Raw genomic sequence first — 23415 nt, forward strand, 5'->3', positions numbered from 1 at the left:
TCTGCTTTTGCGAGCAACAGAATCCTGCGTTGGCTCATGCAACATCAACTATAAGTAGCTTCAATACCTGTTCAGGAATACTCTGCAAGCCTTGCTGCCAATACGAATCATATTCAGCCAAGATTTGTTGCAACTCGATTAATCGTGCTTGGTGTTGCCGTCGATCATTACCATCGAGCAAATAAGCATATTCTGCGGCTCTTTGTTGCATAAAACCAGCCATCCATGCTGCATTTTGCCATTGTTGTTGCGCTACATACCATTCAGTCAATTCTAAAATAGCGCGTAGACTATGAGCAATAAATTCATGCTGAAAGGCAAGTTTAATTGCTTCGATGAGTAATTGTCGCGATTGAGGGTAGTCTGCTTGTTGAAGCAATGCCCAAGCTTTTTGAATTGTAATATGGCAAATAAAATAGGGGTCGGCAATACGATAGCTATTGGTTAAGGCCTGTTCGTAATAGGCATTTGCTTGATTAAATTGTTTCAATTTTGTCAAACTATCTGCAAGATTTGTACAGATCAAGGCAATACCTCGTTTATTTTGGAGTTGCTGATGAATATTGAGACCTTGTTGATAGTAATCGTGTGCTTGCTGATAATCACAGGTATCATAGGCCAATAAGCCTAAACTATTCAGGATATTTGCTGCCATATGATGATCATGGACTTGTTGCGCTAAAACTAACGATTCTTGTAAATCGCTCTGCGATTGTTGATACTGCTCTAGGCTACGACGAACTTCACCAAGATTGCTTAAAATTGCTGCTAAATCACGAATTTTATCAAAGTGCCGGGCAAGCTGAATTGCTTCAGTAAAGGCTTGCGCTGCTTGTTCAAATAAACCTTCACGTTTATAAAGCAAACCAATTCCATTTAATAAACCCATTGCCAAATCATCACGCTGTTCTTGGCGAGCAATTGTTAATCCTTGGGCTAGATACTGCTGTGCTTGCGGAAAATCACCTTGATTGCGCATAAACGTGCTTAGCCCACGTAACATCATAATTCGATGGTTTGGGTCAATTTGATCAGCGTGACCAAGAATTTGCTGAATCCAATAACTCCCTTCTTGCGCCATATCCGCTCGATTCCAAAAATTCCAAAGCATAGCGCCCAAATGCGCTGCACTTGCAAGCGCTCCCGATTTCAAGCTATAGCCAATTGCTGCCCGAATATTGGCATAATGAGCCTGAAATTGTTGCATCCAATGCTGTTGCTCAGAGCCAGTTAATTCATGGCTATGGGCTTGAACAAAATTTCGATAATAATCAATATAGGCTGTGTAGTAGCAAGCAGCATCAGGTCTTTCATTTAATTGCTGCTCAGCATATTCACGAATTGTCTCGAGAAAATAAAAGCGTTGATCGCTTTCTCGATACTGTAAAAGATGTTTTTGGACTAAACTAAATACGATTAATTCTAAATCTGAATGTTCAAGAGATGAAAAAACACCTAAAACTGCTTGAAGATCAAAGATTCCGCTGAATACAGCCAATTGGCTAAATAATGCTTGCTCTCGAGGATTGAGTAAAAGATAACTCCACTCAATAACTGCTTGTAAGGTCTGATGACGAGCAGGAACATCACGCGGGCCATTATTGATAAATGCTAAGCGTTTGGTTAAACGCTCGAGCAACATCGGTAATGGAAAAATATTACTACGGCTAGCAGCTAACTCTATTGCCAACGCAAGACCATCAAGTCGTTGACAAATTTGCACAATAATACCTCCATCGGTTTCATGATTTAAACTTGCTTGAACCGCTTGAGCACGAGCCAAAAAAAGACTAATTGCTGGTTGTTGGAGCAATTGTTGCTTCATCATTGATAGATGGTCAAAATCAACAGCAAATGGCAGTAATTCAAAACGTTGCTCGCCATAGATATTAAGCGCCTCGCGGCTTGTGGTTACGACTTTTAGCTGTGGCGCATGCGCTAAGAGATCGGTCACAAGCGGCGCAGCTTCAAGCAATTGCTCAAAATTATCAAGGATCAGCAGCAGTTGTTTATCGTGCAAAAAATCTTTGAGTTGCTTCAATAATGGGCTTTGATTTGAAGTTTTTATGCCCAAGGATTGCATAATTGTATTGACAAACAAGTCGGGGTCACGTAAAGCAGCTAAATCGACGACATGCACGCCATGATGAAAGAGCGGCAACCATTGCAAGGCAGTTTGCAACACCAAGCGGGTTTTGCCAACTCCACCTGTGCCCAAAATACTCATCAAGCGGATATGTGGCTGGCGCAAAAGCTGCCCGAGGGTGTGTTGCTCATGCTCCCGACCAATAAAGGCATTGAGCGGAGCGGGAATGTTGGTATAGGTAATCGGCACTGCCAAGGCTAGGCTTGGTTCGGGGATTGCAATTATGGGAGCATTGGGCGTGGGCAACACAAATCGATAGCCCAAATCGGCCTCGGCCAGAATATAGCGTGGGGGCTTATCGCCAAGTTTCTCACGGAGCCGCCCAATCGCGACATGCAATAAATAGCTACTATCACGCTCGTAATGAGCACCCCAAACATGCTGCAAAAGCTGACGGTGAGTCAAGACGTGATTGCGATTAAGCAGCAGAATCTCGAGCAAAGCCCACTCTTTGCGACCAAGATGCAAATTAATGGCTCCACGACGAACTCGTTGCTCGGTCAAATTAATTTCTAGCTGTTCAATTGTAATGACGTTATCGGCGGTCATATTCAAACTCTCTCCGGATGGCATGAGGAGACCATCAAAAAATGTTCGTCAACATGTTAGCCGATGTTGGCGCACATGTTAGCAGCGTTCACTATGCTAACAACGGTCAATTCGTAATCAACAAAGGAGTTTATTGCGATACCCAATCGGCGGCTATAGCTGCTGTCGGTTGAATGGTGTTCATGTTTTCTGTGTGAGGTCTGAATGATCCCCAGTAATCGTCGTTGGAAACGGCTAAGCATGCTCCTGCTTGCTTGTAGCCTTGCCCAAATGTTGGTTCCTTCCACCAGCGCCCAGCAACCCACAGTCGCGCCGCAACGTCAGGCAATTCCGCTGAGCAGCACTGTTGATTATGTGCTGCCCACGCAGCAAGCAGTTGAATTGGCGACAACTAATGCCGTTGCTGCACCAGGGTTAACCTTCGAGCTCAATCTGGCGCACCAAGTAAGTGTGGGCCAAGCTGTACCATTTACGCTGACCCTAATCAACCGCAGCACCACCGAAGGCCACAATATTGTGGTTTCGCTACCCGTTCCTGCTGGTGTTCAGGCGCTCAGCAAGACCAACCTTGTTGATCAAACTCAGTGGCAATGGCAGATTAAACGCTTAAAGCCACAAAGCCAGCAAACCTTCAGCGGCAGCATTCGGATTACGAGCCGCCCTACGCATGGTGCTTTGTTGTTTAATCCGCATGCCAATGCTAGCAATCTCCCTCAAGCAGCGACCCTCAGCGCTGGCGCATTGATTGCCCCTCAAACTACCGCCAAACAAGTTGAACATTGGCAAACTCAAGACCAAATGCTCCAAAGCAGCGACCAACGGGTCAGCATTGCCTTGCCAACTGGAGCACATGCAGCACATTTCAGCTATGTTCCTTATCAAACTATGGCGCTTAATAAAACCTCAAAAGCCCTTCAGTATAGCGAATTTGTGCCTGAGCGGCGTGGATTCAGCAGTTTTGAAATTCAGGCAAGCCAAAAATCGTTTGCCCCAGTTGAATTGCAATTTGCCTATAGCCCAGAAGAATTGCAAGTGCTTGGGATCCAAGAGCAAAGCCTCAGGTTGTTCCATTATGATCAAGCCAGCCAAAGCTGGCAAAGCCTCGCAACCACGATTGATTCGGTCAATCATGTGGCCAAAGCGACGATTACCAACGATGGCGCATTTAACTTAAGTGATGGTTCTTCGCCCTCAACCGCCTATTTGCCCACCCTGCAAGGCTTTCAAGGCGGTGGTTTTACTGGCGCTGCCAGCTATAGCGTGCCAATTGAAGTGCCTGCTGGTGCTGCTGGCCATAAACCAGTGGTCAATTTGAGCTATTCCAGCGCTGCATCCGATGGCAGCAACGGTACGCGGCCATTATGGCAAGCTAGCTCAGTGGGCAAAGGCTGGGATTTAGGCATCGGCGGCTCAATTGGCCGCACCACTAGCGCTGGCTCAAGCGACCATCAATGGGATAGCTTCAGCCTGGTTTTTGATGGACAATCATCAGATATGGTGCGAGGGCAGCCCCTTGATGGCAACTACACCAATCTCGCCGAGGCAAACTGGACGTGGCATGCAACCGACGAAACCTTCGTCAAGTTGCGCAAATCGGCCAGCAGTGATACTTGGACAGCGTGGACTAAGAATGGCACCCGCTACGAGTTTAATCAGGCTCTACGCTGGGGAACCAACTCGCCAGCCAATCGCTTTGAAACCTACAAATGGCTGCTGACCAAAGTGGTTGATCCCAGTGGCAATGCGGTAGTCTACGAATATCATGTTGATACCATCCAAGCCGCCGAGCCAATCCACCCAACTTGGTTCCTGCAAAATGTATTTTGGGGCTACGATGGCGCAACGCCCGGCACTGGCACACCGCGCTATGCCCTCGCGTTCGATATGAGTCCGCGTTGGTCGGCTCCAACTGAAAATGTCGATTTGAACTGGGAATACACCAGCTCGCGGGTTATGGGCAAGGCTGGCACACCCCATGAAGCCTATCGGATCGACAAAATTAAAGTGCTGAGCATGCCACCTGACCAAAGTAACTATCAATTAATGCGGGCCTACAAGCTCAATTATGCAGCCTTTGCTAATAGTGTTAGTGCTGATGTGAGCAATGGGCAGCGGGTATTAACCTTAGCCAATGTCCAACGGCTGGGCAAAAACAACGAACCACTACCAGCAATCAGCTTTAGCTATGGGCTAAGCCAAGGCAATGCGCTTGAGCCAACCCCAGGTTGGAACCGCTTAACCCAAGTTGATAACGGCCAAGGTGGCTTACTGACGATCAATTATGAACATGTTTGGAATCAAGGCATTGCCGATTATGCCAAGTATTACCAAAACTATTATCGGGTGGCTAATGTCGTTCAGGCTGATAGCAGCAATTTAGCCTATAGCCGCGACTATTTGAGCAAGTATAGCTATGCCTACCCTGCCTTAAACGACGACAATCACTCGGCGGCAGTTATCTATGCCCGCTACCCAGAAAGTGGCAATGGCGATAGCCGCTTTGCCTTGGCCCACGCCGAAAAAAGCGAGTTTCGCGGCCATGCTCAAGTTAGCGAGCGCATCTACGATGGCAGCACCGCTACAGCACCGCTCTTGCGCACTACCGAGACATGGTTCCATCAAGGCAATGGGGGCAGCGCTGCTACGCCCTGTCAGCCAGCAATTATCACTCCTGCACCTGGCAATCAATATGTGAATGTTAACGATAGCTGCTACCTGACCATGCGCGATAGCGAAAGCTGGAAGGGCAAAGTTAGCGCCCAAGAAACTTGGTTCAATGGCTCACGCTTGAGCCGCATAACCAATAATTATGCCCGCATTACCTTACCGTTCTATGGCAATGATGGCAATGCCACTCATGCCACTCAAAGCAACCATTACAAACGAGCTGGCTTATGGCGCGCCTTCAACTATAGCGCCGCAACCAGCGAAAGCACCTACGAAGCAGGCACAACCAATGCCCGCAGCATCACCACCAGTTCAACCTATGAAGCAACTTATGGCAACCTAACCGCAAAAAGTGTTGCCGACGATACTGGCACGGTGCTGCGCAAAGAACTGGCTTGGTATACAACCCGCGATGATGCCAACAGCTATATCGTTGATCGGCCATGGCAAACCGCGACTACCGATGGCCAAGGCCGCTATTTGATGCTTTCGGCCAATTTCTACGATGGCGCAACCACAACCAACGTGCTTGGCACTCGTGGCTTGATCACCCGCCAAAGCCACTATTTCAACGTGCCACTGCAAACCGACTTAACTGGTACAACCCTCTATGGATCGGATGTCGTTTATGGCCATGATGTCTATGGCAACCGCACAACCCAAGCCAGCTATAACCTCGATTACAGCACGCGGATCAATACCAATGGCTCGGTAAATTATGGCGTGCCAGGCAAAGGAACCGCTGCCCGTACCAGCACCACTGAATATGATAGCACCTACCATGCGTATCCTGTTCGCGAAACCAATCCACTCAATCAAAGTCAACAAGCTGAGTACGATTACCAAATGGGCAGCGTCACCAAGGTAATCGATCTTAATGGTAATGCCACTTCGGCAACCTATGATGGGTTTGGTCGGATGACCAATTTGATCAAGCCAGGCGATAGCAGCAGCTTTCCAACCGCCCATATCGATTACTACGACACTTATCGCCCAATTTTATATCTCGTCAGCCTGCGCGAAGATGCTGGTCAGAGCGCTATCCGACCAATTTTACACTTCTACAACGGCTTTGGCCAAGAAATTCAAACCAAAGCCGAGAGCATCGATGGTAGCCAACATATTGTCAACGATACCAATTTCGATGGCTTGGGCCGCGCCACCAGCCAATCCGAGCCACGCTATGTTACTGATAGCAGCAATTTCTGGGGCTATGTTCCCGCTAGCAATCCGCTTTATCAAGCAACCACGACCAGCTTCGATGGCTTGAATCGGCCATTGATCATCACCAGCCCTGGCAACCGAACGGTCGAGCACCATTATGGGGTAACCAGTAGTTTTCTCTATGATGATGTAATCGATCAAAATCGCCACCGCACCCAATATCGCTACGATGTGTTTGGCCGTTTGCGCGAAGTGAACGAAATTAACGGCAACTGCGCCACTGGCTATTGGGCTAGCTACGCTTGTGCTGGCGCATACACCACCAATTGGTCGGTTGCCAGCAACACGCGCTATAGCTACGATGCGCTTGATCGGCTGACAACAGTGATCGATGCCCAAAATAACACAAGCACCATGCGCTATGACTCGCTTGGCCGCAAAATGCGCATCCAAGACCCTGATATGGGCCAATACAACTATAGCTACGACGCAGCCAGCAACTTAAATGGCCAAACCAACGCCAAAGGTCAAACCATCAGCTTCAAATACGATGCGCTCAACCGTTTGACTAGCCAAGTTTTACCCGATGGTAGCCATAACGATTATTTCTATGATTTTGTTGGCCAACAAACCGCTGGCTACAATTATGGCAAGGGCCATCGCACCTCGATGCAAACAGTCTTGGCCAATGGCACAATCCCCACCTTTCAGCGCTGGGAATATGATGCCCGTGGCCGCGAAATATTCACAGGTCACAGCACCGATTTGACCAATGCCCACCATATTTTGACCAGCTACGATAGCGCTGATCGGGTCAAAACTCGCCGCTATCAGCCAATCGACGAAACCGTAACCTACAATTACGATGCAGCATGGCGCGACTATAGCCTGTGTACCTCGCTTGGTGGGTGTTACGTTACTGGAGCCACATACGATGCACTGAATCAGCCAACCCGCGTCAATTATGGCAATGGCAGCTACAACCAATATCGCTACGACGACCCAACTCGGCTCTTAGAAACGCTTGAAATCTTTTCAGCCCAAGGCACCAATCTCTATTCCCGCAACTATTGGTACGATAAAGCTGGCAATTTGAATGGCATCGGCACATGGGACAATGCAACCAACAATCAAACCCGCCAGATTCAATATTTCAACTACGACGACCAAAATCGCCTAACCCGCGCTTGGACAACGGGCGATAGCGCAGGCGCATACGACCAAAGCATGAGCTACGATTCAATTGGCAATTTGTTGAGCAAAGCTGGGGTTACTTATACCTACCCTGCTGCTGGTAGCGCGCGCCCGCATGCCGCCACCACGATTGGGAGTAAAAATTATACCTATGATACCAATGGCAATCTCAGCACCACCTACACAGGCACAGCCACCAATGGCAACGGCAACCGCTATAGCTGGGATTACGCCAACCGCCTCGTGCAAGTTGAATCATATCTGCGTGCGCCAAGGAGCAGCGGCAGCGGTTGTGATAATGGAGAACAACGAGTTCCTGCTGCGCTTGCACCTGAGGCAATTACGCCAATTACCTGCCCCAACCGCATTGCCAGCCCCAATCAACCAAGTGTTGATACCTACAGCGTGCAAGAGCAATATGTCTATGATGCTGATGGCAAGCGGGCCGCGCGCATTGCCAATGGCCAAACAATTGTCTACTTTGAAGGCGCATGGGAAGATACACTTGGGGTGAACGCTCGCAAGCTCTATACCTTCAATGGCAGCATTGTCGCCCACCGTGATAGCGACAATACCATGAGCTATCTCCATGGCGATCAGCTTGGCTCGGTCAGCATCGTAACCAACGCCAGCGGCCTGCTGAAACACAAACAAGAATTTGACCCATGGGGCAATATTCGCGAGGGTGGAGCCAGCAGCACCAAAATCAATTACACCGGCCAATACCGCGATGATACGGGCTTGATCTTTATGAATGCGCGCTACTACGATCCCAAGATTGGCCGCTTTATCAGCGCCGATACGGTGGTGTCAGGCAGCCCAAGCGGCTCGATGAATGGCAGTGGCTTACGCTCATTGACCACCGATTTTACCGACCCAGCTTTTACCATGAGCCTCAACCAAGAACAACGCAGCACACCATGGTTCACCCTGAGCCAATCCCAACAACAGGATATTGGCACACCGTGGGGACCAGCCAACCCACAAAGCCTCAATCGCTATAGCTATGTCCAGAACAACCCACTAACCTACACCGACCCAACTGGACATGTAAAAACGGTTATTCGAAATGCTACCCAAGCCCGACGAGCATTAACTCAGTTAAAAGCTCTTCTGGAAAGTAAAAATATAGGAGTTACTATAAAAGGTGCGGAGATTAGTGGTGGCTATAAAGACATTGCCGCTGTTACTCTCTTGGTAGATTTTGATAGTGTTGTGGCAGTATTGGGCCCTGAAACGGCTGTGGTTACTAAGACGCTTATGGATGCATTACAGCATATGGCTCTGGCCCCAAAGGAAAGCATTCCGCCAGGAATTTACTTAATATATAAAGAAATAAAAAAGAATGGTTATGTAAATTCAAGTCTTACCTGGGGTGAATGTAACGATTCTCAATGCAACGAAGGGGGACCACCAATTCAAGCAATGATTAATTATCGCGAAGAAATTAACTTATTCGATATATTTTACGAATCTATGCATATGCCTATGGAAAGTACTACATCTCATTATATAAAGCAAGGACAAGGACGATCGATGAGATCAATATTTTATGGTGTTGATAGAGCTACAGGTGTATATGATGCAAATGAGTAAAATTCTTTAATAGCAATTAATTATGTTAGTCTAAACGTTAGCCCATGCTGGTTCGGATGTTAGTCGGTCGGTCTATGATTGCTCCATCAACTATTTTATTGATGGAGCAATCGTCATGGCACAAGCAACAAGCACAGCTCTCGCCAGCAAACCCAAAGCGCTGCCAATCGCTGCAATTGTGATGCTGGTTGGAAGTTTAATTATGGTTGTTGGGCTTTTTCTACCCTATGTTTCGAGCACCGCCGATAGCAGCATTAACGTTAGCGTTATTGATGTGCTCAAAGAAGAGAGCGATCTGGTTGAATCAGGAGCCAGAGTGCTCTATAGCCTGATCGCAGGCACAGTTGGCTTAAGCCTTGTCCTTAGTGGCTTGGCCTTCACAGGCAAAAAAGTTTGGGGTTGGTTGGCAGTTATCCTTAGTTTTATCATTGCTGGCTTCAATGGCTTAATGGCCATGGCTCCCAGTGAAGGCAAATCGATGCAAATTGATAGTGCTGCAACCGTGATTGCAGGGGCAGCCTTAGTGGTCTTTGTCGCCAGTATCGCCTTCTTACGCCGCAAAAAACCAGTTAATCAAGCTTAAAAATCTTGCGCAGCCAAGAAAATCCAGGGCGCATGATCAGGTTGATCATGCGCTCGTTGCTGGGCCAAATACCCTATAGCCAGCAAAAATTAGGCTTCGTCTTCTGCCGCTGCTGGCTGCTCGGTCACCATTTGCTCACGCAAAAATGTAGCTTGCTCCAAAATTACCGTATCCATCACTGTTTGATCTTTGGTATCGATCCAACGCATCAGGGCCGAAACAAATAATTCCTTCAAATAGGCAAATGAAAAGCCTTCAGTAGCCTCTGCTGCCTGTTGAATTCCAGCCTCGGTTAATTGGGTCGAGCTGTGCAGGGCACTATTCCATTGGTGAATATAGGCCATCCGCTCGGCCAACTCTGGCAAACTAAAGTAATATTTGCGATCAAAGCGGCTTGGGCGGTTCATAATCGCTGGGTCAATATCCTCTGGGTGGTTGGTGGTTGCCAACAGCACAATTCCTTGATTCGAGGTAAAACCATCAACTTCGTTCAAGAAGAAGGCGCGATTGTTATCGTTGATCAATGAATCCAAATCTTCGAGCACCACGATACAGGGAGCACTGCGCCGCGCCCGATCAAACACCGCCCGAATATTGGCATTATTGGTTGTATATTGGGCATCGAAACTTTTAACATACAAACATGGATAATCTAAGGCATTCAACAACCCTTTGATCATATGCGTTTTGCCGTTGCCAGGCGGGCCGACCAAAATAATTCCCCGTTTCCAAGCAATATTGTAGTGGGTATAGGTTTCCTTGGCTTCGAAAAAGCGCTGCAAATCGCGGAAAATATCGTTTTTAAGTGTGCCAGGCAAAATTAAATTATCAAGTGATGTATTTTTAATCGCATAAAATAATTCTTGGTTCTTTTCCCAACTGCCTTCCTCAAACACCATAATTTCATCGCGAATTTCGGTGTTCCAAGCAGAAACAGCCTTGAAAAACTCCTCAACTGCCGCTTGCGAAGCGCCAATCAGATATTGAATGGTCATCTGGTTACCATAGGCATTCCACGTCATACCAATCAACTCGAACTGCTGGTCATTCCATGTGACGGTTTGCCACGCATTTTCCAAATAGCGGGCAACCGAGCCTTCTTCGCCACGCACCCAGCTATAACCAATTTGTGGGTGCGGTTGTTGGAGCACCCGAAGCTCGCAAAAGCCAGCCTCAGCATAAGTGCGCACATCAAAATCGCAATCTTGAGTTTGGAGAATCGCCTTATCGGGATAATGCGCTGCTAATTGCTGATTGACCAGATAGGTCAACGCTTGGCTGGGCTGCTGTAAGGCATCAATGAAATAGGTTTCTTGCTGCACGCGATATTCTCCTGTAGGCTAAAGCTCGCGGTTGGTAGCTCAAGTATAATCACCTCGTTGACAATGGTTGTCACAGCGATTAAATGTGGCAGTTTTTAGTAGATCTCATTTCATCACCAACAACACTTCAGTATACATAGTATATTATGCACAAATGTGCGACATCAAGCTATTATAATGCCCCAAAACAGGCAATGATAGGAGTGTAATCAGTATGTTGCCACGACCTCCAGCTACACCATGGTGGGTTTTCAAGCCAATTGCAGGAATTGATTTAACTGGTGACAGTACAAAGCTATTTAATGCTCCAATTTTTGGCGATGCCTTAATCATCAATCATGCCGATTTATTGCAACATCTAGACGAAGTTAAGTCAGGTAGTCGCATTGCTGATCATCAAGGCAGTTATCTTGGTATTCGCCAATCAGGCGTGATTAATACAGAATGGTTTGACGAAGAGCGTTCAAACGAACATTTTATGCTACAAGTAACAATCCGCCAGCAACAAATAGCTGGATTTTTAAGTATTATGGGATTAATACAGCCAAAAGATGTTTATCGCTGTGGGCTTGCTCATGATTTTTTAGAACAAGAAGATCATTTTGTACTCTACAATCCCATCAATCAACAGCGTTTATCATCATGGTCAGGTGGTATTTCATTAGAAACCTTTACTCGTTCAGCCAACTATGACATTCTAGAGTGGTCTTATAGTCAATTTGAAGCCAATTGTAGCAACGCTTGTTTAAATAGTCTTTGGCGAAGTATGCATAGCAATGCCCAAAACTCAGTCCAAATAACTTTGCGCCAAGCAGTTGCTAGGCTTTATAAGTCAATTATGGCTACAACGTATACAGATCAATTGCTTGGCGCAATTACCGCACTTGAAATTTTGCTAACAAATGATCATAGACGAACACCTTACAAGAAAATCAAAGAACGAGTTCGAACAATACTTGGGATCGAGTTGACAGACCATTATGCACTTGAAAGAGTCTTTGAGAGCCGCAATAACTATGTTCATCGCGGAACCGATCTAGTTGAGCGAACAATTCCATTGCAGGCTTTAGGTCTTGCGGTTGCAACGCTATTGCGCTACGCAGATGCATGTATTGGCTATACAACCAAAGATTTACTATTATCTGACATTGATCGGCGATTACAAAAAAATCGCACAAATACATCCCAACAAGAACAGCTTCATCATTTAATTGATCAGCCTTACAATATTCCTTTATTTAATTATATTGATCAAACACTCGAATTTGATTGTGAATTTAAAGAGGGTTTATATGATCGCTCTGACCGAATTTTTGAGACTGAAGATTCATTTGAGAATATTGAGCTAAATCAATGGCTTGATATTTTTAATAAACATACAGACAAATAGTATATTAACCTATAATACTATTTTATCTGTAGCTATTCGGGTAGTTACATCAAGTAAGGAGCATTGGGCAACAACCATGCAGCAATAGGCAATTAAACATAGCAAACATTGGCTATACTGGCAGCAATGAGTTTATTTGTGGAGCGTGTGATGAATATTAAACGCAATGGCTCGCAGCCCTCAGAGGTTGGCTCGGCAGATTATTTTAGCGGCACGGTACGAATCGACCCGTTGTTTCAAGCGCCCGAACCTGCACGGGTGCGCGGTGCAAGCGTCACCTTCGAGCCAAACGCTCGTACTGCATGGCATACTCATCCGCTTGGGCAAACGTTACTTGTAACTGCTGGTAGTGGCTTAGCCCAACGTTGGGGCGGGCCGATTGAAGTGATTCGGCCAGGCGATGTGGTTTGGTTTGCACCAGGCGAGAAGCATTGGCATGGCGCTAGCCCAACCACCGCAATGACCCATATCGCCCTCCAAGAGCAGCTTGATGGCGCAGTTGTTGAATGGCTAGAACATGTCAGCGATGAGCAATATTTGGCTGAGCAAGCCTAAACTTGCGAGCGCCGCAAACGTGCAAGATCATCAGTTGGCGAACAACCAAAATAGCGCCGATACTCGCGGCTAAATTGCGAACTGCTTGCATAGCCTACCTGCTGGCCGATTTGGCCAATCTCAAGCGTCGTTGCAACCAACAAGCGCCGCGCTTCATGCAAACGCAAGGTTTTTTGAAACTGAATTGGGCTGAGCGCGGTAACTGCTTTGAAATGCAGATGAAAAGCTGAAACACTCAGATGAGCCAAATCGGCCAATTGCTCAACCTGGATTGGTTGGGCAAAATGCTGGCGCAACCAGCTAATTGCCTGCGCCACGGGCGTAACTCGTGAGCTGGTTTGGCCAATTTGGGCCAAGCGATTGCCAAATGGGCTATGCAACAAGCGAATAATCATCTCATCGATTACCAAAGGAGCGAGTAATTCAGCCTCAGTAGGATACTGCATAAGCTCAAGCAGACGAATGGCGGCCTGCACCAGTTGACGATTACTGCGCTCGGTGGCAATTGACCGCAGCTCAGTTGGCGCTGGCAGTCCTTGCGGATAGACTTTGAGCGCCAATTCGGCCACCCGCTGCACATCAAACTCTAGCTTGAAGCATAAATAAGGCTGAGCAAGACTGGCTTGGGTAATTTGGGCAGCGACCGGCAAATCAATCGCCACAACCAACAGATGCGCTGCATCGTAATTGTAGGTCTGATCGCCGAGCACCAGTTGTTTGGCCCCTTGCGCCACAATACAAACGCTTGGCTGATAGAGTGCTGGCAGCGAACGTTGATGCGGTTGCGATTCACGGATCGCATAAATCTGCGGCATACAAAAGCCGAAGCGTCCATCGTGCAGCGCATACTGGGCCAACAATTGGGCCAAAGCGCGGCGTTCTGGATCAAGCAACGGTTCTGGCTCCAACGATCGATCAATCTCAAGCAGCGTCATCGCACAATCCTCGTAGCACAATCTGGCATTACTATACCAGTTGATCATGCCCAGCAAACCATTATTTCCAATCAAACATTGCTTAGTATAGATTCAGTTTCATCCTTCATCCCTCGTTCTTCATACTTCGGTGAGCTGTCATCAAGCTGTAACCCCTGCATCCTCTCAGCGAGCGGGCTTTTTTCTATAATGAAGCCTGATCGCACTTGCAATGGAGGTTGGTTATGCAGATTGTCTTTTTATTGATGAGCGGCGCGTTATTGCTCTTGGCAGTGCTGCTCTTGTGGTTTGTGCCGCATTTGTTGGGCCAGCAAGAGCATCGGGCCAAACAAGAAAATCAGCAGCTTAAAGCCTTGTTGAGCGATGTTCTGGGCGAGCAAGAGGTTGTAGCCCGTCGCCAAGCCCAACTTGGCTCGTCGCTTGGTCATCTACAAGGCCAGCTCGAAACGCTGCATACCTCGTTTCCAGCAACGGTTGCCAAATTAGCAGCTCAGCCAGCCGACTTTAGCCGCCCACTAATCGAGCATCTTGATACGCGCTTGAATAGCTTGCACTGCCAACTCGAAGGCTGGATGAACGAACGTCGCCAGCATTCAAAGCAAGTCAGCCAGCAAGAAAACGAATCATGGGCCTATTTGATGAGTTTATTAGGCACGATGCAAGAGCAACTTGGCGATGTTTCGACCCAGCGGCCTCGTCGCCCATTGCGCGAACCGCAGCGGGTTGAGTTTGGTTCGTCGGCAGTAGTAGAAGATTTACGTGATGAAGTTGAGAGTTTGCGTGCCATCTCCGAGGAAATTGCTGCTTTGCAATGGCGTTTACGCCGGACTGTGGCCAGCGCCAGCAAGCCCACTAATCCGAGTAATCAGCAGCAACCAATGAGCCTACTTGGCCCAAATGAGCCAGTGCGCAGCGTTCGCACCCTCTAAATGATGCGCTCAATCTGCATACAACAATAAAGCGCCCATGGTTTTGGCCATGGGCGCTTGCTCCTGCTTAAATCGAGAATTGTTGGCCATAAAGCCGGAAGAACTCAGGGGTTGGTGTGCTGGCAAATAAACCGCTAGCACTCGTGGCATTCAAGGCCAAAGCCACATAGCCACGATCCACAAAATGCTTCGAAAGCTCGGCCTGTGGCGTGGTTCCGTTGGCGCTATACACCTTCAACACTCCAGCAATGCCGCTGGTTGTGCCAAGGCTCAATAATGCAGCATTATCGTAGTTGAGCACCAAGGTTGGCTTGAGCGGCACACTCGCCCCAACATCGCTGGGCAAGGCTGCATTGCTGGCCAAGGCAAAAATATAGCCGCGGCTTTGGGCAGTACCAGTTGTATTAGGAAAGCTGCTGCACGAGCCATACATCGTCGTGGTAATCACCCGCAAATGGTTGAGTTCACTGGCGCGACTTTCGGCAGCTTGATTGAAAAAGACCATCAAATTGCCTTCCGATGAGCCAGCAGTTAATGGAATTGGTGCAGTTGGATTATGGCTGGGAGGATTGCCACCCTCAGAATAGGCTACAACCGCCAATTGAATGCCAGTTTGGCCTTCAAATACCAAGAAAGCTGTACCATCAAGCGACGGCAAATTATTAACCACGCCATTGCTATCGACGGCATAGGCATTTTGCTCGCCAGCAGCAGCCACAAAAATCGCGGTCGGCGTTAGGCCCGCTTGGGTCACAACTTTGACACTGTACGCGCCTTGCACCACTGAGCCATAGGGCATGACCGCGACCAAAGGAAATTGGCTGGGCGTGCATTCAATCCAGTTAAGTTCAGGCGGATTGCCTTCGAGCTGCGCGACATACACCGCCGTTGTGCCATTGGCTTGGTCGCCAATCACCAGCACATAATCATCTGCATTTGCGCCAAGCAACTTAAATCCCTGCGAATGCACGCGCGAATCGAGGCTACCCTGCGGAATAAGCGTGGTCGGCGCATTCAGGCTGCCACGCAACAAATAAACCCAGCCACGATTGAGGTTGGCAATTGGCGTATTGCTAATCGTGAGGGTGGCAACTTCGGCCACCGGATTGCTGCCAAAGCCATGGTGAAATACGGGCAAGGGCAAGGGCAAGCGTTCTGGCCCAATGCGCGGCTGATCAAATGGCGCAGTTGCCATGGCGCTGTAGGGCAAACCAGCCCCAGTTTGAGCACGGAATGGCTGCCAAACATCGTCGCCGCCGTCAATCCGCATCACTTCGCTCGAGCCAACCAAGTGCGCCATAATCGATTCGGCAGTTGGGTTGAACGAGGGTAAGGCCAAATCTGGATGCTCAGCATTATTTGAATTAATATATTGATCGCGCAAGCCAATTGCGTAGTGCATCCATTCGTGCACAATCACCCGATAGCCCTCTGGCTCGTGCCAAGGAATGCTAAAACTACCTTGACGTTCCCACATGCCACGGCCCAAGCGAATTGGCATATGCTTGGAATCGGTATACAGCCCTTCGCGCCAACTACGGGGATGATAGCGATTGGAAGCCAAAATTTGAATATCAGCGGCGCGCATCTTATCAACGCCACCAAACACCACTTGACCAAAGGCCATCGTGCCATTGCTCACATCAAACAAGAAATCTGAGGCGCGGCGAAAAGCCCATTGCAATTGATTAAGCTCGCCAGCGCTCGGCACCCATTCGATCGCCACCAAGACATTAAACAAACATACTTTGGTTGCGCTGGTGGTTTGAGTCGTGTTATGGCTCGCTTGAACTTGAGCATAGGCGGTTGGATAATTTGGCAAATCGTCGCTGTTGGCGTTGGCAGCGAGCTGTTGTTGCAGATCATACACACAAAAGGCCCAATTGAGGTCTTGCAGGCCCAGCAAATTGGCAGCTGGTAATGACCAATTGCTCAGCAAGGCGAGTTGGCTTGCCACCCGTTGCACCAAGTGTGGATTGCTTAATTGCATACTTGGCTGATTGGTGTACCAATCAGTATTGCCGCTTGGGGCTGGGTTCGGTGTTGTATTAAAAAGATTGTAGCGGTTGAAATAAACTTGGGCGTGTGGTGTGGACATGATCGCATTCCCCCAATGTCACAAAACAAGGGCTACTTCGGTAGCAAAGCCGATCAAAATCGAGTATAGTAGCGCTAGAACTTTGCTTCAATTACGCGGATGGTGTGCCTGATCTCTCACAAACCTAGGCATGCTGGATGGCGTTGCATAGACCAAGGGTGATGGTATGGTTTTACTTGATGATGCCTTTGAATCAACGGTTACACCGGCACTTACATCTTACATCTGGCTCTTGCGTTGGTGTGATTCTGCTCAGTTGGCTAGCCTCACACCGTATTCACCCGCACAAATTGAGCGTTTTTGCCAAAGCACATTTATGCTCAAGCACCATGATCACGGTTGGTATGAGTTGCACGAAGCTCCAGTTTTGGCTGAACTTCCCTACCGCGAGCACGAAGTTTTTGCTGCTGCCCTTGAGTATAGCCAGCAACAACTCAATCGTCTAGTGGCAGAGGCTTGGAACTTTGAGCTGCAACGCTGGTTGTACTACCTTGAATCATATTTGGAATTGCTTTCGGCCCGCCGCGAGTGGCCAACCATCGCCAAGGTGTTGGAGCAAGCCAGCAGCATTCCGCACGTTAATTCGCGCCAACAGCAGCTTTTGATGCTCTACAGCGCAATTATCCACATGCGGCTTGAACGCCAGTATGCTGTGGCCCAAAGTTTATTACAACAATTGCGCGACGACATCCACCTCGAAGCCGATTTATTGCCAATGGTGATCAACAGCTTGGGCACGTTGGCTTGGTTTCGCGGAGCGTATGATCAAGCGATTCAACATTATATTGAGCAAAACCAACACGCCCAACAGGTGCAAAATTGGCTTTACCAAGGCCATAGTTTGCTCAATCAGAGCATTTTGGCCAATCATTTGCAACGCCCAGAACAGGCGCTTGAACTCAGTTTGCAAGCGTTGGAAGCCTTGCAACGAGCGGGCAATCGCTACCGCGAAGCCCATGCGCTCTACGAAGTTGGCTCAAATTTGCTCTATTTATGTCGTTGGGATGAAGCCGACAGCTATTTCAGCCGTTCGGCGGCACTCTACGAAACCCTCGATACAGTGGGCGATTTGGCCAATTTGTATTGGCACATTGGCTTTTTGAAGCATCTAGCAGGCGATTTGGTGGCCAGCGAACAGGCCTATCAAGTTAGTATTGAAGCAGCGCGGGCCAGCGTTGTGCCCAATGACGATAGTTTGCGCGATTCATTGGCATTTTTGGGCTTGCTCTACTGTAGCATGCACGATTATCAAGCAGCCTTGGCAATTTATGCCCAAGCAGAAGATTTGGCACGGCAACAAAATAATCGCCATGAATTAGCCTTAATTCTCAACCATCGCGGCGATGCTGAACGCCGCAGTGGCGCAATCGATGCCGCTTTTACCGCTTTTGCCGAATCGATTGCGATTATCGAAGATTTACGCACCTCGTTCCGCGATGAAGATACCAAATTGGGCCTGATTAGCACTGCCCAACAGGTCTATGAGCACATGGTAGTCTTGTGCATTGAGCGTGGCGATGCGGCCCAAGCTGTCAATTATATCGAACGCGCTCGTTCGCGAGCGTTCCTTGATGCGCTCCAAGCAGGCGATGCCAGCCCAGCCGCCGAGCTTTCGCAACAATGTGCCAATTTGGCCGAAATCCAAGCCAAGCTTGATCAACGCACGGCAATTGTTGAATACTTTACTGTCGGCGTGCTAGGCCGATCGTTGCGCTTCTTGGCAGCCTTGGCCGAACGCAAATCACCAATTTTGCACCACTTTAGCCTTGAACCAGCCTTGTATAGCGTGGCAATTACAGCAACCAATGCCACAATCCAGCAGCATAGCTTCAATCCATTGAACCTGACCCGTGGCCATGGCGGGCACCATCGCTTGCTGCAACCACGGATTTTGAAGGCAATTTCGCAAGCCTTAATCGAGCCATACGAAGCGTTGCTGAGCACGCTTGATTTGGTGTATGTTGTGCCGCATGGGCCGTTGCACGATGTGCCGTTTATGGCCTTGCAAACCAGCGATGGCAATTGGCTGGTACGCGAAGAGAACCCAGCGATTGCTTTGGCTCCCAGTGCCACAATTTTGGTACGCTATGCCTTGGGTCGTCCAGCAAGCAGCCAACAGCAACAATATTGTTTTGGCTACAACAGCGTTGGCGACGATGCCCTGACCTATGCAGAACACGAAGCCCAGGAAATTGCCAAATTAGTTGGTGGCCAAGCGTGGACAGGCGCATTAGCCACCGATCAATTTTTGCGCTATGCCCACGACGCACGAATTATTCACATTGCCTCGCACTGTGTCTATGATGCCCAGCAACCGCTCAATTCGCACCTGATTCTTGGCAACGAAACCTTGAGCGCCCAAACGATTATGGATCATGTGCAGATCGATACCGATTTGGTGGTGTTGAGTGCCTGTGTCAGCGGGCGTAGTTTTGTGGCAGTCAGCGACGATCAATATGGCTTGCAACGAGCGTTTTTATATGCTGGCACGCGCAGTTTGCTCTGCTCATTGTGGAACGCCTCGGATGTGGCGGCGTTGTTCGTGATGGATCGCTTTTATCGTGAATTACAGGCCGGAGTACGGATTGCCCTAGCACTCAAGCACGCAGTCATTGCTGTACGAGACTTGACGCGGGCTGATATTATTAAACAGTTCCAAATTTGGCAGCTACCGACGAGCGCGATTCCGTTTGAACTTGATGGCCAGCACAATGACAGCCCCTTGGCTGATCCACGCTTTTGGGCTGGCTTTATGGTGATCGGCAAAGCCTAAAGTGTAAGCAACCGATGTTCGTTCGACCATTGTATAACTGTTTACGATGCTTCTCGAAGCATCACGCCTGAAAGCAAAGGTGCGCACCATGTTCGAGACCCAATTATCTGATAGCGAGCAGCTCTATACCGAACGTGCAACTCTTCTGATCAAGAAATATGGATGGACACTGCTCTCAATCGACGAGCTGGTACAACGAACTATGCGCCGTCGCCAGACCGATTTTCAAGGCACGCTTGATCAAACCCTGATTTGCGCCTACATGATTTCGTTATACGATGCATGTTCTGGCCGCGAAGGGTTCGGTCGACGTGAGGATGGCTATACGGAGCTTTTCCGCATGGTCTATAGCTATGCCATGCTTAAACGTTTTGAACCAGCTGAGGAAATTGCGCAGGCAACGATTGAGCGAGTGCTCAAACATTTTGACGATTGCCGCAAACCTGGGGCGTTTTGGGAATTTGTGCGTTTGCAAATGAACAATGCCTTGCGCAGCTTGCGCCGTTGGACAAAATATCCCGCTGATTCGCTCGATCAACCAAGCATGAATGACGAGGGTCAAAATCGTTACGATGTGCTGGAAGATACCCAAAGCATTGCCCCAGCCACAGTGGTGATTCAACATGAAACCAAGGAGCGCATATCGGCCTGTTTAAACGCCTATTTGCGGGAACATCCCCGTTCACATAACCAATTAGCCGCATTGTGGCTGAAATATATTACCGGCCTTGATGACAATGCGATTAGCCGGACGTTGGAAACTACCGTAAGCCATGTGCATACCCTGCGGAGCCGCGCCATTAAGCGGCTGCGTGATGATCCCCGCTGGCAAGCTGTTGCCACTGATCTAGGGATTGCTTACGAATAACTATTTGGTGAGGAACTACCATGAACACGTCACTTCCGACTGCATCTCACGAGATTATGCGTCAACGCCTTGTTGAGTATGCCCATGCTGTTGCCCTCGGCGCGCCAATAGATGCTGCGCTGCAAGTCGTCGCCGACCATGTTGAAACATGTTCAGGCTGCCGCGCCGAGTTATTTGATGCCTTGGATGCCAGTTATGCCTTGTATAGCACGTCGTTTGCAATGGCAGATAGCATTCCAGCACCTTCGTTGAAGTTCTTGCGCCAGCATTCGTTGGTCACCGCCGCCCCTGAAACGGTTGGCTATCGCTTTATGATTGAGTTTTCCGACCAAATGCTGCAGCAAATGCAAATTCAATTGCAATACACTGGGCAAATGCGTGGTCAGCGGCTCATTGGCACGTATCGTCAGTCGTCGGTGAGCATTCCCGATGTGACAATTGAAATGTATGAGAGCATGCAGCCCAAACATGCCGTTTTGCACTGCTACATTCAAGTGCCAGAGCGCGATCCCTTTGATCAAGCTGGTACTGAAGTGAAGGTTGTATCGCCAAGCTACGAAAACAATGGCACGACCGATGCAGATGGCTTTGTCTTATTCGATCGCATTCCAATTGAAGAATTGGCTCGCTTGAAAATCAAAATTCTCAATTAGCAAGTGTGGGTAGTACGGGTTGTGTTGTGTTCTACCCACACTTGCTAAGCGAAACTAAAACCGAATCAACGAGAGAATCATTGCTACGATTCCCCAACTTCATGCGCTAATTGCTCCAAGAATTGGTTTAAAATACCGGTTCGTTGTTCTGCTAATGCACGGCCTGTGGCTGTTTGCATTGTTTGTGGCAGCTTTAAAAGTTTGGTATAAAAATGGTCGATACTATTAAGTTGATCATCGGCTGGGCGCGTGCGCGGAAGTGGCTGCTGCGGATCGTAGAGCCGGCGGCCAAGCTCAACGCTGAGCATCAAACAACGGGCTAAACCAATCGCGCCGAGCGAATCAAGCCGATCGGCATCTTGCACGATTTTGGCCTCGACAGTTTCTGGTTGAATGTTGGCCGAGAAACTGTGAGCCACAATCGCATGGCCAATTGCAGGCAAATATGCTGCTGGATAGCCTTGGCTGCTCAGCCATTGGGTTGCATGCTCGGCGGCCATACGCGAGGCTTGGCTGCGCAATGGCGAGGCCTTCGAAACCACAACGCAATCGTGTAACCAAGCTGCGGGAATAATCACCGCCAAATCGCCGCCTTCTTGAGCGTGAATTAATTGGGCATTGCGCACGACCCGTCGAATATGCTCAGGATCGTGCGAGACATCGGCGTGACCAAGCTCTTGCTCAATCCAGCTTGCAAAGCGTGATTGCCACTGATTCAGATCAATCATCGTTCTATTTAGCTCCCAACCTTGCGATACACGTCGAGCGTCGCTTTGGCCAAATTTTTCCACGAGAATGCTTTTGCACGCTGCAAACCACGTTCGCGCAGATCGTCGCGCAGGCCAGCATCATTGGCGATGCGCACCAATTCTTGCGCCAGCTGCTCGATATTATCGGGATCGACTTGGATCGCTGCATCACCCACTACCTCGGGAATGCTGGTGGCGTTGGTGGTGAGGACAGGCGTACCCGAAGCCATGGCCTCAAGCGGCGGAATGCCAAAGCCTTCGTAGCGCGATGGATAGATAAAAGCAGTCGCAGCGTTATACCACAGCGGCAAATCCTCGCCTGGCACATATCCCAAAAAGCTCACGCTATCGTGCAATTGCAATTGCTCGTAGGTACTGAAAATGTCGTCGAAATTCCAGCCCTTGCCGCCGCCAATCAGCAATGGCATGCCAACCTCGTGCTTAACTTTGGCATAGGCACGCAGCAAATTAGGAATATTTTTGCGTGGCTCCAAGGTGCCAAGATAAAGCAAAAATTGCGCAGGCAGTTGTTTTTGCTGTTTCCAGGCGTTAATTTCGGCAGCTGAACGGGGGTGATATTGCGCGCCAGCAGCATTATAGGCAATGCTAATTTTGGCGGGGTCAAGCCCAAGCCGATCGACCATCGCAGCTTTGGTATACTCAGAAACCGCAAACAAATGGGCAGCTTGGCGCACACCTTGGCGAGTTGCTGCCGCCAAATAGCGCCGATTGGCCTTACGATGCGAGCCAGTCACATCCATAAAGGCTAAATCGTGAATGGTGACGATGGTTGGCACTGGCGAAAGCAATGGCGTAATATTCAACAAGCCATGAAAGAGGTTGACGCGGCGTTTGGCCAGCAGCCAAGGCGCAATAAATTGCTCCCATGGAATGCGATATTTGGGCTGAATTGTGGGCAAGCGCGATTCGACAATTTCCCAATTGACGGGCAAATTGAGGTGTTGACGCACATTTGGCCCAACAAACAGCGTGTATTGATTATCGTGATCGAGCTTCGCGAGGTTTTCAATCAAAAAACGGGTGTGATTTGAGACCCCAGCTTGGCGAAAAGAACTATCAAATGAGAGTAAATGGCCATTAATTGTAAAATGCATAGGCTCAATTTCTAAAACTGCAAACGAGCGATTCTTCAGCGAGTATACCATACCTCAATTTTGGCAAAATTTCATAGTTCCCTGACCGCTAGCCCTTCATTGAGCCGCGAGGGGTCGGGGGTTAGGGGC

14 protein-coding genes are annotated in these 23415 nt (G+C 48.7%); 8 read left to right on the forward strand and 6 right to left on the reverse strand.

Annotated features, from left to right (window positions below; translation table 11 throughout):
- Positions 1-34: 34 nt before the first annotated feature.
- Positions 35-2695, reverse strand: a complete 2661-nt coding sequence (locus tag C5S61_RS14085) for an ATP-binding protein (protein WP_164689480.1) — start codon at positions 2693-2695, stop codon at positions 35-37.
- A 240-nt stretch (positions 2696-2935) separates the two neighbouring features.
- Here C5S61_RS14085 and C5S61_RS14090 point away from each other — a divergent pair, with 240 nt between their 5' ends.
- The gene (locus C5S61_RS14090; protein ID WP_164689482.1) at positions 2936-9316 is read left to right on the forward strand and encodes an RHS repeat-associated core domain-containing protein; all 6381 of its coding nucleotides are present in this window, start codon (positions 2936-2938) and stop codon (positions 9314-9316) included.
- 115 nt (positions 9317-9431) lie between these two features.
- On the forward strand, positions 9432-9899 hold the full coding sequence (locus C5S61_RS14095; protein WP_110515685.1) for a hypothetical protein: 468 nt from the start codon (positions 9432-9434) through the stop codon (positions 9897-9899).
- Positions 9900-9988: 89 nt separating this feature from the next.
- Here C5S61_RS14095 and C5S61_RS14100 read toward each other — a convergent pair whose 3' ends face one another.
- Positions 9989-11221, reverse strand: a complete 1233-nt coding sequence (locus C5S61_RS14100) for an AAA family ATPase (protein WP_110515686.1) — start codon at positions 11219-11221, stop codon at positions 9989-9991.
- Between the two features lie 214 nt (positions 11222-11435).
- Between C5S61_RS14100 and C5S61_RS14105 the strand changes: the two genes are divergently transcribed.
- Both C5S61_RS14105 and C5S61_RS14110 read left to right on the forward strand, forming a co-directional pair.
- On the forward strand, positions 11436-12611 hold the full coding sequence (locus C5S61_RS14105; RefSeq protein WP_110515687.1) for a hypothetical protein: 1176 nt from the start codon (positions 11436-11438) through the stop codon (positions 12609-12611).
- 150 nt (positions 12612-12761) lie between these two features.
- A complete protein-coding gene (locus C5S61_RS14110) occupies positions 12762-13166 on the forward strand; it encodes a (R)-mandelonitrile lyase (protein ID WP_110515688.1) in 405 nt (134 codons plus the stop codon).
- Here C5S61_RS14110 and C5S61_RS14115 read toward each other — a convergent pair.
- The gene (locus C5S61_RS14115) at positions 13163-14101 is read right to left on the reverse strand and encodes an AraC family transcriptional regulator (RefSeq protein ID WP_110515689.1); all 939 of its coding nucleotides are present in this window, start codon (positions 14099-14101) and stop codon (positions 13163-13165) included. The genes C5S61_RS14110 and C5S61_RS14115 overlap by 4 nt on opposite strands.
- Positions 14102-14325: 224 nt before the next feature.
- Between C5S61_RS14115 and C5S61_RS14120 the strand changes: the two genes are divergently transcribed.
- Positions 14326-15030: a hypothetical protein gene (locus C5S61_RS14120; protein ID WP_110515690.1), complete on the forward strand. Its 705-nt coding sequence runs from the start codon at positions 14326-14328 to the stop codon at positions 15028-15030.
- A gap of 67 nt (positions 15031-15097) precedes the next feature.
- Here the strand turns inward: C5S61_RS14120 and C5S61_RS14125 are convergent, their stop codons facing one another.
- Positions 15098-17128 carry a hypothetical protein gene (locus C5S61_RS14125; RefSeq protein ID WP_110515691.1) on the reverse strand — a complete coding sequence of 677 codons (2031 nt, stop codon included), beginning with the start codon at positions 17126-17128 and terminating at the stop codon, positions 15098-15100.
- A 166-nt stretch (positions 17129-17294) separates the two neighbouring features.
- Here C5S61_RS14125 and C5S61_RS14130 point away from each other — a divergent pair, with 166 nt between their 5' ends.
- From C5S61_RS14130 to C5S61_RS14140, 3 genes are all read left to right on the forward strand, one after another.
- Positions 17295-19901 (forward strand): CHAT domain-containing protein, encoded by a 2607-nt coding sequence (locus C5S61_RS14130; RefSeq protein WP_110515692.1) that lies wholly within the window; start codon positions 17295-17297, stop codon positions 19899-19901.
- Between the two features lie 88 nt (positions 19902-19989).
- On the forward strand, positions 19990-20769 hold the full coding sequence (locus tag C5S61_RS14135) for an RNA polymerase sigma factor (protein ID WP_054533220.1): 780 nt from the start codon (positions 19990-19992) through the stop codon (positions 20767-20769).
- A 20-nt stretch (positions 20770-20789) separates the two neighbouring features.
- Positions 20790-21422: a hypothetical protein gene (locus C5S61_RS14140; protein ID WP_110515693.1), complete on the forward strand. Its 633-nt coding sequence runs from the start codon at positions 20790-20792 to the stop codon at positions 21420-21422.
- Positions 21423-21505: 83 nt separating this feature from the next.
- On the opposite strand, the gene C5S61_RS14145 is transcribed toward C5S61_RS14140, so the two are convergent.
- Both C5S61_RS14145 and C5S61_RS14150 read right to left on the reverse strand, forming a co-directional pair.
- Positions 21506-22150: an HD domain-containing protein gene (locus tag C5S61_RS14145; RefSeq protein ID WP_110515694.1), complete on the reverse strand. Its 645-nt coding sequence runs from the start codon at positions 22148-22150 to the stop codon at positions 21506-21508.
- A gap of 8 nt (positions 22151-22158) precedes the next feature.
- Positions 22159-23286 carry a glycosyltransferase family 4 protein gene (locus tag C5S61_RS14150; protein ID WP_164689483.1) on the reverse strand — a complete coding sequence of 376 codons (1128 nt, stop codon included), beginning with the start codon at positions 23284-23286 and terminating at the stop codon, positions 22159-22161.
- Between the last annotated feature and the right edge of the window lie 129 nt (positions 23287-23415).

It is taken from the genome of Herpetosiphon llansteffanensis (assembly GCF_003205875.1).
In the GTDB taxonomy this organism is placed as follows: Bacteria; Chloroflexota; Chloroflexia; order Chloroflexales; family Herpetosiphonaceae; genus Herpetosiphon; species Herpetosiphon llansteffanensis.

Bases quoted from the DNA above. Each gene is read 5' to 3' on its own strand.
- C5S61_RS14085 (WP_164689480.1), bottom strand. From the start codon at position 2,695: ATGACCGCCGATAACGTCATTACAATTGAACAGCTAGAAATTAATTTG.
- C5S61_RS14090 (WP_164689482.1), top strand. From the start codon at position 2,936: ATGCTCCTGCTTGCTTGTAGCCTTGCCCAAATGTTGGTTCCTTCCACC.
- C5S61_RS14095 (WP_110515685.1), top strand. From the start codon at position 9,432: ATGGCACAAGCAACAAGCACAGCTCTCGCCAGCAAACCCAAAGCGCTG.
- C5S61_RS14105 (WP_110515687.1), top strand. From the start codon at position 11,436: ATGTTGCCACGACCTCCAGCTACACCATGGTGGGTTTTCAAGCCAATT.
- C5S61_RS14110 (WP_110515688.1), top strand. From the start codon at position 12,762: ATGAATATTAAACGCAATGGCTCGCAGCCCTCAGAGGTTGGCTCGGCA.
- C5S61_RS14115 (WP_110515689.1), bottom strand. From the start codon at position 14,101: ATGACGCTGCTTGAGATTGATCGATCGTTGGAGCCAGAACCGTTGCTT.
- C5S61_RS14120 (WP_110515690.1), top strand. From the start codon at position 14,326: ATGCAGATTGTCTTTTTATTGATGAGCGGCGCGTTATTGCTCTTGGCA.
- C5S61_RS14125 (WP_110515691.1), bottom strand. From the start codon at position 17,128: ATGTCCACACCACACGCCCAAGTTTATTTCAACCGCTACAATCTTTTT.
- C5S61_RS14130 (WP_110515692.1), top strand. From the start codon at position 17,295: ATGGTTTTACTTGATGATGCCTTTGAATCAACGGTTACACCGGCACTT.
- C5S61_RS14135 (WP_054533220.1), top strand. From the start codon at position 19,990: ATGTTCGAGACCCAATTATCTGATAGCGAGCAGCTCTATACCGAACGT.
- C5S61_RS14140 (WP_110515693.1), top strand. From the start codon at position 20,790: ATGAACACGTCACTTCCGACTGCATCTCACGAGATTATGCGTCAACGC.
- C5S61_RS14145 (WP_110515694.1), bottom strand. From the start codon at position 22,150: ATGATTGATCTGAATCAGTGGCAATCACGCTTTGCAAGCTGGATTGAG.
- C5S61_RS14150 (WP_164689483.1), bottom strand. From the start codon at position 23,286: ATGCATTTTACAATTAATGGCCATTTACTCTCATTTGATAGTTCTTTT.